The following is a 12626-nucleotide window of genomic DNA, read 5'->3' as shown; positions in this document are numbered from 1 at the left end:
TTTGTTCATCTTTCTTACGTTTTTTATCATAATTTATTTTGTAATTAAAAATTCTTCATATTTTTCCCTATCATAGACTACATCAAGTTCACCTATGAAATTTGAATACTTATCCGGATAGCAGAATGATTGCTTAAACCTATATAACCCGTCATTTGTATCTAAGCTAAAGGTGCCGCCTAGGTCTAAGTAGTCATAGCCATTTTCTAGGCACCATTGTATTTCTTCCCAAATCATATTGTAATTTGGCATCTTGTTTCTCATCTCATTTGAACTTGCGGCATAGAGATAGTAAACTTTTTTACCATAAGGAATTAGTAATGATGCAGATAAAGCCTTGTCTTCAAAATATGATACAAAAATTTCTCCACCTAAGTATTCTATTAATCTTTCGTAATAATCCTTTGGCCTATGACCTATGCCTTGCCTTTCAGCCATTATTTTTGTAAGTTCATAAAAAATATCAAGGCTTTCTTCATCTGTTTTACAAATGGTTTTAATTCCTGCTCTGATTGATTTTCTAACATTATACCTACCTTTTGGTGAAAAAGATTCAAAGATTTCATCTTCATCTTGGCTGCTTAAGTCAATTATCATATTATATCTTGGCTGGGTAAAGGCATGGGTATCTATCCCTAAAGACCTAAAATCATAACCCATTTTTCTATAATCATATAAGAGTTTTTCATCGAAATTAATTTCTGGGTCCATTCTTAATAAAAAAGCGTCATATTTATCCTTTAAAGGCTCTGCTTCTTTGATTAAGGCTTCAACAAGCTTTGTGTCTTTAAAATCACAAACAGGTCCTCTTGGGGCATATAAAAAGTGTTTTCCATTGGTATTCTTAATTCCAATTACAGACATGGCTGCAATTATCTGTTTATTTTCTTCTAGATAGACATAGTCATGGGTCCAGTTATTTTTTATTTTTGACCAATTTGTATCTTGCATTGGTCTAGCATATTCAGAATTTCTTACAAAGTCATTATATCTATTCAAATCTTGGTCATTATTTACTATAGGCATTAATATATAAGTCCTTCCACTAAAGTTAAAGTTGTAATAGATCCAATCCCATTTTTACTTCCTAAGTATTTTACATCCATATCTGAAATTGAATCGCTATCAATATCTCCTATTATCCTACCATTTTTGTATGAAGTTCCCACATCGATAAGAAGCTGGCCACATTTGAAGTAATTCTTATCGTAAAAATGAGCATTTCCAATTGCAGATATAAAAATATCACAATTCTTTATAAGGTCTTTTGGATTATTTGTAAGGCTATTAATAATAGTTACACTTGCTCTCTTAGATGCTAAATACATTGCAAGTGGCCTACCAATAATATTTGTGTTATTGGCTATTACAACTCTTTTTCCCTTATAGTCAAGTCTCACATGGTCCATAAAACTAACTACAGCCCTAGCTGTGGCTGGTAAAGCTTTTTTATCTCCATCTAAGATTTTTCCTAAACTTTTATAGGTAAATGAATCCAAGTCCTTAAGATTAATTTTTTCCTTAAGTAGGCTTAAATCTTCCTTATCTCCAAAAGGAGCAAGGATTATGAAACCGTCTTTTTTATCAAATGTAGATAAATAGTCTAGAATTTCCTCTTGACTTTCACCTTCAAAAACCTTGTCTATGTATGTAATTCCTAATTCTTTGCATCTTTTTAAAATTACTTCTTTATAGTGATTTACTTCTTGGCTAGGATTTTTGCTTAGAAGAAGGATTTTATTTGTAAAATCGTGTCCCTCTAACCTATCTATTATTTCTTTTCTTAAACTTTTTGTATTTAAAATTTCCATATTTTTCCTAATAAAAAAAACCCAAAGCTTCTGCCCTGGGCATTTGATTTTTCTTAATATATTCTTCTAGCGCCTCTATAGGCTGTTTGGAAGGATCCGTTAAAGATATTATCGTACCTAACACCTGTTTGTGGTGTAGATGCGTGGATGAAAGATCCATCAGAACTTGTTATAATACCTACGTGGTCGATTGAGCCGCCACCAAATGAGAAGAATACAAGGTCTCCTGGTTTTAAATTGTTGGTATCAACAGCATAACCATTATTAAATTGAGCTTGAGAGCTGTGTGGAAGGTTTACTCCTACTTGTCTATAAGCATAAGATGTAAGACCTGAACAGTCAAAACCAACACTTGGATTTGATGAACCCCAAACATATGAATAACCAACAAATTGGCTAGCAACATTTACAGCACCTTGGGCACCTTGACCAGCAGGGGCTTGTGTATTTATAGCTTGTTCTTGAACAACTTTTTCTACTTGTTGAACAGTTTGTTTAACTTGTTGCTTTTGTGCTTCTTGAGCCTTTCTAGCCTCTTCGGCTTTTCTTGCTTCCTCAGCCGCTCTTGCTTCTTGAGCTTTTCTTGCTTCCTCAGCCGCTCTTGCTTCTTGAGCTTTTCTTTGCTCTTCAGCAAGTCTTGCTTCTTCTGCAGCTTTTGCTTCTTGAGCTCTTTTAGCTTCAGCTTCTGCGTTTACTTTATTAACTAAATCTTGTGGATAATAGTCTGCAAGATAATCAAGACTTACATAACCTTCATTAGTTACAAACCAGTTGCCTTCAACATGGCCTACAAGTTTATCGCCAGCTTTTATTGTTCTAACGATATTATCTGAAGATGTTGCATCTTTTGTTGCTCTAATATTTAAACTTACAGTGTTTACGAATTTATCAGAAACTACAGGCGCTACAGAATTTTCTGCTAATGGAGCTACTTCTGTATTTTCCTTGTATGTAGCAACTTGTTCTTTAGCAACTTCATCTATGTTCTTATTATCATAAACAACAACATCATTAACTTCTGCTTGAGCTTTTTCTTCGATGATTTCATCTAAGTTTTTGTCATCATAGACAACTACTTCACTTTCATCTTGGCTTGACTCTGCTTTTTTCTCAGCATTAACAATTTGTTTCTCAACAAGAGTCTTGGCTGTTTTTTCTATAATAATATCTTTTTTGATCTCTTGGCTAGATTTTTTAGAATCTCTAGTCTTGCCAGCGATCTTTGTATTTTTAACTTCTTTTGTATAATCAGACTTAACGAAAGAATAAGAAGATTCAACTTCCTTATTTTCTTCAGTAATTAGTGAATTAGTATGTTTATCATTTTCTAAATCTGTTACAGTAGTAGCATATGCTGTAGCAACAACCGCTGATGCAGCTATAACTGATAATGCTGCTCCTATATTTTTCTTACTCATAAAAAATTACTCCTCCATAATTGTCATGAATAGTATATCTATTTGTTAATTGTATTTGAAATCTATGTTAATTCTATATCTTTTTAACAAAAAAGTCAATAATTAGTTACAAAAAAATTACACTTACTGGATGGTTTTTATATATATTACGAAATTTCCGAAAAAATTCCCAATATAAATAAAACATTTTTACCAATAAGTGTAAATATTAAGAGACACAATTATTAATTTGTAACCAATTGTGTAGTAATTATGTAAAGAGTAAACCTATAAGCCGTGTTCTGTCGTGGATAATCATCTATCTAGGCTTATTATTGCTAATAAGCTCAAGCGAACTACCATTTTCCGGACCGGGCCGAGCAAGCCTCCTAATGTCCTTTTTGTTCTTGCACCGGATGGGGTTTACATAGCCTGCCTATCACTAGGACAGCTGGTGAGCTCTTACCTCACCATTCCAACCTTACCAAAATTGGCGGTATACTTTCTGTTGCACTTGCCTGAGGATCACTCCTACTTGACGTTATCAAGCATCCTTGCTCTGTGGTGCACGGACTTTCCTCGTGACTTTCGTCCCGCGATTATCTGATTTACTCCCTAGTTAAGATACCCCTTTTTATCCAAAAAGTAAAACTAAATAAAGTTTCTAAATTTATCTGTTTTTGAAAAAGTATAAACTTCTTTGCTAATTATTTCTTCTATTTCTCTTTGTAATTTATATATGATGTGGTTCTCACTTGCAAAGTGGCCTACATCGGCAATTATTATGCCTTTATTTGAAAGATCCATAGCTTCATGATACTTTACATCCCCTGTTACAATTAAGTCGCAATGTTGATTGATAGCGTCTTCTATAAGAAAAGATCCAGCCCCGCCACAAATACCAACTTTTTCAATAATTTTGTCATAGTTTCCGTAGACAACAATACCACTTGCTTCTAGTTTTTCTTTTACTTCTTTAAGAAATTGATAAGCTGGTTGCTTATTAATATAACCAAACCTTCCTAATCCCAGATCTTTACCATCTTCTAGGCTCTTTATATCCCTTATCCCTAATATTTTGGCGAGATTGTCATTTACCCCGCCCTCAGCTATATCTAAATTTGTGTGAAAAGCGAAAACCGTGATGTCATTTTTTATGCATCTTTGAAGTCTATTATAAAAACCATCCCTAAAATCAATAGATTTTGTTGGGTTAAATAAATATGGATGATGTGTTATTATTAAATTTGCTTTGCTTTCTTCAAGAGCTTTGTCTATCGCACCTTCTTCCAAGTCTAAAGATAGGACAACGCCCCTTAATTCATCGTTAGGATTTCCTATCTGCAGGCCTGAATTATCCCATTCTTCTTGTAATTCAAAGGGATATTTTTCTTCTAGTTTATCTATTAATTCTCGAATTTGCATCTTTCTTCCACCTTTTCTATGGCTTTTAACCTATCTGTAATTTTCTTAATTGCCCTTTCGTCTTGAGATTTTTCCTTAATTTCTTTTAAAAATCCTTGGTTCTTTCCTTTATCTATGGCAAGTTTTTCCTTTAGTAAGGAGGTTTTGTTTTCTATATCAGTTTTACCATAATAGTATTCTTCAAAGCTTAAGTTTTGTTTTTTACCATAATAAACTTTTAAGATATCATAATACTTTCTATTTTCATAAGATAAAAAATCTTTTTCTATATAGAAACCGTGGTCATTTAAAAAGTGTCTTAACTCATAGGTATTGATATTTGAAGCAAGGACCATATAATCAAGATTTTTTGCAAAATCTAAACTTTCTTCAATAATTTCTATTATGGTATTTGCCCCCATTCCTGCAATAATAGCAACCTGATCATCTTCCCTTTCTAACCCCTTAAAACCATCTGTGACCCTTGTTTTAATTATCTTCCTTAAATCATCATCAAGTCTGTCAACAAGTTTTTGAAGGCTTGGAGCAGATATATCTGTTGCAGTAATATCGGTTGAAATCTTATTTTTTGCCAAATATAAAGGAACCAATCCATGATCGGTTCCTACATCTATAATTTTTTTATTTGAATCTAAGATATTAATAATATCTAATAATCTTTTCTTATCTTCCATTTATAAAAAATCTTTCAATAATTCACTTTTGTTTGGGGATTTTAGCTTCCTTAAGGCCTTAGCCTCAATTTGTCTAATTCTCTCCCTAGTTACATCAAATTCCTTGCCTACTTCTTCTAGGGTACGTGGAGTACCATCAATTAGGCCAAATCTCAATTGTAGGACACGTTTTTCCCTAGCTCCCAGGCAAGATAAAACATCATTTAATTGCTCTCTTAACATTGTATAATTAGCAGCCTCGCCTGGATCTATAGCTGTGTCATCTTCTATAAAGTCTCCCAAGTGGCTGTCTTCTTCTTCACCGATTGGAGTTTCAAGACTTACTGGTTCTTGAGCAATTTTTCTAATCTCAGATACCTTATCAACTTCAATACCCATTATATCTGCAATTTCTTCATTAGATGGGTCACGCCCTAAGTCTTGAACAAGCTGTCTTTGAATCCTAACTAATTTATTGATTGTCTCTACCATATGAACAGGAATTCTAATTGTCCTTGCCTGGTCAGCAATAGCACGGGTTATAGCCTGTCTAATCCACCAAGTGGCATAGGTTGAAAACTTAAATCCCCTGTTATAATCATACTTATCGACAGCCTTCATAAGACCCATATTCCCTTCTTGGATAAGGTCTAAAAAGCTCATCCCGCGACCAACATATTTTTTGGCAATGGATACAACAAGTCTAAGATTAGTTTCAGCAAGTTTTTCCTTGGCTCTTTTAGATTTTATAATATCTAATTTAAGTCTTTTAAGCTCTTCCTCTGTGAATTTCTCCTTATTTAGCATCTTTAATGACATTTCTCTCTGATCAATATTGTAGGCTAAATAAGCCGCTTCATCATCAGTAAGATACTTATTATTTTTGATAGATGCTGCAAATTCTGAAGTTTTTAAAAGATTATCAATAACCATCTGATCATTTGTCTTTATAGCATCTTTGTTCGCTGCCTTCTTTAATAGGTCGTTAAAAGATGAATAAACCATGCTAACAACTTCGTCATTTTCAATAATTTTTAGCATATGGTCAAAGGAGTCAAATAAATCACAGAGTATATTTGCATCCTTTCTTGATAAATCATCGTTTATTGAATTTTGGGCAATATTACAAATAATTATTTTTGCATTTAACTGGTCTAGCTGATCTTTATCAAGGTCATCTTCCATAACTTGCTTGAACAAAGAACCCATGTTGATAAGGCCATCTAAATCTTTGATGGTTTCAAAACTTAATTCCTCCTTATCATTCAAGGTCTTGTTGGCTTTTTCTAAAACCCTTGCTAGGTCACCAAAAAACACATCATTTGCAAGTTTGTTTTTATTTTGTTTATTAAACTTATAGCCATGTATGGACTTATAGGCTATTTCTCCAGCTTCCATGCGTCTAGCTAGGATGATTTCTTCTGTAGCTGTAAGCAAGTCGACCTTACCAATTTCTTTAAGGTACATTTTTACTGGATCATCAAGCTTAATGCCAACTAGATTATCGACAGACTTGTCTATTTCTTTTTCTAACTCTTTTTCATCAATTTCGTCTTCTTGCTCTTCTTCTTCGATGTCGTCCTCAACTTCTTCCTCTTGGTCAATCTCTGTTTCAGACTTTTCAACAATTTCTATACCAGAAGCTGTAATTTTAGAAAGAATCAGCTTTTGACTTTCCCTATCAACGTCCCTAAAATCATCAAAATTAAAAATTTGGCTATAAGTGATCATGCCATCTTGGCTTTCACTTATGGACACAAACTCCTCGATAATTTCGTCTAGAACATCATCTTCGAGCAATTTACTATCATCGCTGTTCATTATCTCTCCCCTTACTATTTATAGACCTGCCTTTAAGATTTTTTCTTTTTTGCAGTCTTTCATATAGGTTAATCTTATCCTTTAATTCGCTAACAACTATTGGATTTTTATCATCCATAACGTAGTCTAGCATATATCTATAATCCACATCGGCCTTATCAAACTTATTTACTTCCTTATTTATTAGAAAATCTCTAAAATTAAGGGCCTTAGGATTTATCAAATACTTATCAAAATAATCAGCATTTTCTTTATAGTCTTCAAGCTGATTAAAGATAAGCCTTAAAATTTCTAGTTCGTGAGCACTAATATTGGTAACTTTTTCTTCTACAACTATATTTGGCTCAGGAAAATTATCTTTTCTAATTTTTTCTTGGTGATGCTTGTTATTATACTTTGAAATGGCTCCTTTTAAAGTTTGTTTGTCTATTTCAAACAAAGAAGATACCTTATTTATAAATATTTCCCTGGTTAAATCTTGTTTAATAGAAGCTAAAAAACCTATAAACAAATTTAATTTTTCAAATTTTTCATTCTCATTTGCTTCAGAATAGCCATTTAATATCTGCTCATAAGCATAATTATACTCGTCGAGTGCCTCGTCCATTTTCTTTTCAAAGGCATCCTTGCCATATTTTTTCACAAAGTCATCTGGATCAAGGCCTTCTCCTAGCTGTATTATATTTACCCCAATATCTGCTTCTCTAAATATTTCTATAGCTCTTTTTGTTGCTTTAATACCCGCAGAATCGGAATCATAACAAATATAAATATTATCTGCATATCTCTTAGCGAGCTTTGCTTGATCTACAGTAAAGGCTGTACCAAGACTTGCAACTGCTATATCAATACCATTGTTATTTAGGGCAATCACATCCATATATCCTTCTACAAGTATTAAATCTCTTTTGTTTTGCTTTTTAAAAATATTTAGGCCATAGAGGTTAAATCTCTTCTTAAAAACCTCAGATTCTGGTGAATTTAGGTATTTGGGCATAGTATTATCAATAGCCCTACCACCAAAGCCAATTATCCTGCCGTAAGTATCAATTATCGGAAAAATCAACCTGTTCCTATACTTATCATAGTAATTTCCATTTTTAGACTTAGCTATAAGGCCAAGTTCAAGTAGGTCTTCTTCCTTAATGTTATTTGACCTTGCAAAATTTAATAAGTCATCCCAGCTATCCTTAGCAAAACCAAGCATAAATGTATTCACAATATTGCTTCTAAGTCCTCTTTTTAGAAGGTAATCTTGCGGCTCCTTATTTGTCAAAAGATTCTTATAGAAATACATCATTATATCTTTGTTGATTTCATAAAGTTTTTTTCTCTTTTCGCTCATACCAGGACTTTCATTGAAAACTAAGTTTATCCCAGCCTTTTGTGCCAGGTACTTTAAGCTATCCGGATATGACAATCCTTCTTTTTGCATTATAAAAGAAACAACGTCACCACCTGCTCCGCACCCGAAACAGTGGAATAATTGTTTCTTCCTATCTACTGTAAAAGATGGGGTCTTCTCATTATGAAATGGGCACAAGCCTTTAAAAGACGAACCCGCTTTCTTAAGGTCGACATATTCACCAATTATATCTACTATGTCAGAATTTTCTTTTATTTGATTTATCATATCATCTGATATCAATCTCATCTTCTCACCTAGTCAAATTATACTTTTCTTGTTTTTATTATCAATTGACAAAGTCTTTAATATATGATACCCAAAAAACTAAATATCCTAGCTTTAAATTATAATTAATAATTTTCACTAAATTTTTTATAAAAATATTATAAATTATTTCATATTTGTCTTAAAATTCCCTAAATTTTATAGTATAATATAGTTAGAAATTTATTACTAATAGATACAGTTTAGGAAAAAATTCAGAGGATAAAAATGGAAAAAAATAACGAACAAATATTAGAAGAAGAAAATAGTCTTAATAATTTGGATGTAAAGATACTTGACTCTCAAAAAAATACATATGACGAAAAAATTTCTAACAGGATACAATTCCATCCTTTTACCTACTTTTATTACCTGGAAGAAGGATTTGGCAAACTTTCCATTGAGAGTGAAATGATTGATGTCCACGAAGGAGACCTTGTAATTATTAATTCAAATATTGGCCACACTCTATATGTAGACAAAAGTATAAAAAATGTTAAATGCTTAGGTTTTGGTATAGAATCTATATCCATAGCTGGTCTTGAGGACGACACAGCAAAGCCTATCAATTATTTCCATATAGATAATAGGGATAAGAGTTTAAAATTTGAGGAATATTTCGAAGATATTTTCAGAGAATATAAAGGCAATGATATTTTTTCTAAAAGCCTTGCAAATGCTATTGCATCCACTCTTGTGATCAACCTTTTAAGGAAATACAGGAAATCTATAACCGTCAAACATGATAAAAAAGTCAACAGACAGATTGATTATATAAAATCATACATTGATACAAATTATAACGAGGATATTAAGCTTGAAGACCTTTCTTCAATGGCCTATATGAATAAATTCCACCTCATTTCTGAATTCAAACAATCCTACAGGATAACACCAATAGAATATTTGATTTTAAAAAGAATAGAAATATCCAAAAACTTATTAATTTCAACCAACCACACTATGGAGGAAATTTCTGCCCTTGTAGGTTTTAATTCACAATCCTATTTTAACCAAGTTTTTAAGAAAAAAGTAGGCCAAACTCCATCTCAATTTAGGAGAAAACACAGACTATAAACTATAAAAAATAAACTGAAATTTTAATTTTATACCAGAGCAAGTGAATTAACTTGCTCTTTTATTATAGGAAAAAAACAGGGTTGCCCCTGTTTTTTAATAATCAACGCCTTCGGAATAAGTATTGGTTGCGTTCCATATTAAATATTCCCTCTGGCCTGATTCATATATTGCATCTATTTGAGCTTGAACAGCATCAGCATCATAGACCATCCAATTTCCTTCTCCAATCCAAGAAGCTGTGAAATCTTGAATCCAAGGACGAGATTGTGGCCTATGGTCTAAATCTTTAAAAATTGCTTGTTCTTCTTTTAGGTATCTTGTTACAAGTTCATAAGGCTCAAGGTCTGGTTTTTCAATATCAAAAGAATATGGACCCCAGTGAGATGGGTAGATCATGGAGCACATTATATCAGCTTCATTAGATATTTCCGAAAAATCCTGTCCTATACCACTTGCTCGTCCTGCCTGAAGAGCATAACCAAATACATCAATGGCCACTGGTAGACCATAAGCTGAAATTGATTCACGCGCCTTTCTAACATAGCCTGTGATAGCTGAGACTCTCTTGTCTCCTTCATCCATCGGCTTATTTTCATACTCTCCCCTAGAATAAGAAAGAGAATCACCAAAAGTTTCAAACCCTTCTGCAAATCTAACATAGTCGTATTGGATTTCGTCAAAACCTGCCTCTGCGGCAAGTTCTCCAATTTCAATATTATAGTCTTGGACTTCCTTTAAAAAAGGATTCATAAACACTTCCCCACGACCATTGGCCCAAAGGCTTCCATCATCTTTTGTAAAACCCCATTCCGGATGTTTTTTTGTAATAATAGAATCCTTAAAAGTTGTAATCCTACCAATAACATAAATACCTCGGGAATGGAGATCTGTAATTAGCTTTTCAGCATCGAGGAGCTTTGTATTGGCATATTGGATATCTTCGTTATCTGTCTTAAAATTTACAGTAATATTGCCCCAATCGTCTTTAACGTCAATTACCACTGCGTTAAGGTTAGAATTTTCAATAAGTCCTATAATCCTACTATAAACCTCAGGGTTATTTATAGAACCTGTATTAAAATATAAGCCCCTAACTCCATCTTTAGGATAATACTTACTTTTTTTATCCTCAAAAGAAAGAAGTCTTGATGTATCGTAGTCCATGTTGTAATCGTCTGGAGTTACCCCTATTTCATAAGGTTCTCCTATTTTATTTTTTCTCGTTTTTTGCTTTTTGGATATTTTCTTCTCAATTTTTTCACTGCTTTCAAGAGCTTCTTTTAACTTGTCATTTTCTGCAAGTTTATTTTTTTTAGCACAAGCAGATAAGATTAAAATAAATATCAACAAAATGCCGAGAAAAGTTTTTTTCTTAAACATAGGTTCTCCTAAACAAAAAAGCGAGCCAGGCCCGCTTTTTGATTATTGTTTTAAATTTGTAAAGTTAATCTAAATTAGACTATTTTACGATTTTAGAAACAACTCCTGATGCTACTGTTCTACCACCTTCACGTACAGCGAATCTTAGTCCTTCTTCTAGGGCGATTGGCTTTTGAAGTGTGATTTTGAATGTTGCGTTGTCTCCTGGCATTACCATTTCTACTCCGTCTTCTAGTTGGATGTCACCTGTAACATCTGTTGTTCTGAAGAAGAATTGTGGTCTGTAGCCTGAGAAGAATGGGGTGTGTCTTCCACCTTCTTCTTTGGTTAGTACGTATACTTGTCCTTCGAATTCTGTGTGTGGGTGTACTGATCCTGGTTTTGCTAGTACTTGTCCTCTTGAGATTTCGTTTCTTTGAACGCCTCTTAGTAGTACTCCTACGTTGTCGCCTGATTCAGCTTGGTCTAGTTGTTTGTGGAACATTTCTACACCTGTTACTACAGCTTGAGATGTTTTTTCTGTTAGACCTACGATTTCTACTGTGTCGCCTACTTTTAGTGTTCCTTTTTCTACTCTTCCTGTTGCTACTGTTCCACGTCCTGAGATTGTCATTACGTCTTCTACTGGCATTAGGAATGGTTGGTCGTTGTCTCTTTCTGGGATGTCGAAGTATTCATCTACTGCATCCATTAGTTCTAGGATTTTGTCTGACCATGGACCTTCTCCACCTTCTTCTAGTGATTTTAGGGCTGATCCTACTACTACTGGGCAGTTGTCGCCGTCGAAGTCGTATTCGTTTAGTAGGTCTCTTACTTCCATTTCTACTAGTTCGATTAGTTCTGGGTCATCTACTTGGTCTTCTTTGTTTAAGAATACTGCGATTTTTGGTATACCTACCTGTCTAGCTAGTAGGATGTGTTCTCTTGTTTGTGGCATTGGACCGTCTGCTGCAGATACTACGATGATTGCACCATCCATTTGTGCTGCACCTGTGATCATGTTTTTAACGTAGTCAGCGTGGCCTGGAGCGTCGATGTGTGCGTAGTGTCTTTTTTGTGTTTCGTATTCTACTACAGATGTGTTGATTGTGATTCCACGTTCTCTTTCTTCTGGAGCTTTATCGATGTGTTCGTAGTCGATGTATTCACCTGTGCCGTATTTTTTGTTTAGGGCTTGAGTGATTGCTGCTGTTGTTGTTGTTTTACCGTGGTCTACGTGGCCGATTGTACCAATATTAATATGTGGTTTGCTTCTTTCAAATGTTTGTTTGCTCATTAAATCCTCCTAATGTACTCATATACATTATTTTACCATAATATAATAAAAAATTCTATTAATTTGTTAAAATTTATTTATTTTATTTACTTGAAAAATTTTTTTTAGCTC

General features: G+C 33.5%; 10 protein-coding genes and 1 other RNA gene. 1 reads left to right on the top strand and 10 read right to left on the bottom strand.

Annotated elements, in window-relative coordinates:
* Positions 1-33 precede the first annotated feature (33 nt).
* The 8 genes from J2Z38_RS01615 to dnaG form a co-directional block, all read right to left on the bottom strand.
* Entirely contained in the window at positions 34-1026 is a 993-nt protein-coding gene (locus J2Z38_RS01615) for a lipid II:glycine glycyltransferase FemX (RefSeq protein WP_209771640.1), read from the bottom strand.
* On the bottom strand, positions 1026-1811 hold the full coding sequence (locus J2Z38_RS01610; RefSeq protein ID WP_209771637.1) for a bifunctional 5,10-methylenetetrahydrofolate dehydrogenase/5,10-methenyltetrahydrofolate cyclohydrolase: 786 nt from the start codon (positions 1809-1811) through the stop codon (positions 1026-1028). The genes J2Z38_RS01615 and J2Z38_RS01610 overlap by 1 nt, the downstream gene beginning before the upstream one ends.
* Before the next feature lie 53 nt (positions 1812-1864).
* A complete protein-coding gene (locus tag J2Z38_RS01605; RefSeq protein WP_209771634.1) occupies positions 1865-3229 on the bottom strand; it encodes a C40 family peptidase in 1365 nt (454 codons plus the stop codon).
* Between the two features lie 254 nt (positions 3230-3483).
* Positions 3484-3823, bottom strand: an RNA gene (gene rnpB / locus J2Z38_RS01600) — RNase P RNA component class A.
* Positions 3824-3859: 36 nt separating this feature from the next.
* Entirely contained in the window at positions 3860-4633 is a 774-nt protein-coding gene (locus J2Z38_RS01595) for a Nif3-like dinuclear metal center hexameric protein (RefSeq protein WP_209771631.1), read from the bottom strand.
* Entirely contained in the window at positions 4615-5307 is a 693-nt protein-coding gene (locus tag J2Z38_RS01590) for a tRNA (adenine(22)-N(1))-methyltransferase (RefSeq protein ID WP_209771629.1), read from the bottom strand. Before J2Z38_RS01590 ends, J2Z38_RS01595 begins: the two co-directional genes overlap by 19 nt.
* Positions 5308-7107: an RNA polymerase sigma factor RpoD gene (gene rpoD / locus J2Z38_RS01585; RefSeq protein ID WP_209771627.1), complete on the bottom strand. Its 1800-nt coding sequence runs from the start codon at positions 7105-7107 to the stop codon at positions 5308-5310. It lies immediately after the preceding gene.
* A complete protein-coding gene (dnaG, locus tag J2Z38_RS01580; RefSeq protein ID WP_209771625.1) occupies positions 7094-8761 on the bottom strand; it encodes a DNA primase in 1668 nt (555 codons plus the stop codon). The genes rpoD and dnaG overlap by 14 nt, the downstream gene beginning before the upstream one ends.
* 246 nt (positions 8762-9007) lie before the next feature.
* Between dnaG and J2Z38_RS01575 the strand changes: the two genes are divergently transcribed.
* Complete coding sequence (locus J2Z38_RS01575) at positions 9008-9856, top strand: AraC family transcriptional regulator (protein ID WP_209771623.1); 849 nt, start codon at positions 9008-9010, stop codon at positions 9854-9856.
* Positions 9857-9952: 96 nt separating this feature from the next.
* On the opposite strand, the gene J2Z38_RS01570 is transcribed toward J2Z38_RS01575, so the two are convergent.
* Both J2Z38_RS01570 and tuf read right to left on the bottom strand, forming a co-directional pair.
* The gene (locus tag J2Z38_RS01570) at positions 9953-11239 is read right to left on the bottom strand and encodes a putative glycoside hydrolase (protein ID WP_209771621.1); all 1287 of its coding nucleotides are present in this window, start codon (positions 11237-11239) and stop codon (positions 9953-9955) included.
* A 79-nt stretch (positions 11240-11318) separates the two neighbouring features.
* Positions 11319-12515 carry an elongation factor Tu gene (gene tuf / locus J2Z38_RS01565; RefSeq protein ID WP_209771619.1) on the bottom strand — a complete coding sequence of 399 codons (1197 nt, stop codon included), beginning with the start codon at positions 12513-12515 and terminating at the stop codon, positions 11319-11321.
* Between the last annotated feature and the right edge of the window lie 111 nt (positions 12516-12626).

It is taken from the genome of Anaerococcus degeneri, assembly GCF_017874475.1.
Taxonomy (GTDB): Bacteria; Bacillota; Clostridia; order Tissierellales; family Peptoniphilaceae; genus Anaerococcus; species Anaerococcus degeneri.
The sequence above is the reverse complement of the archived record's forward strand: the minus strand, read 5'-3'. Positions and strand labels throughout refer to the sequence as shown.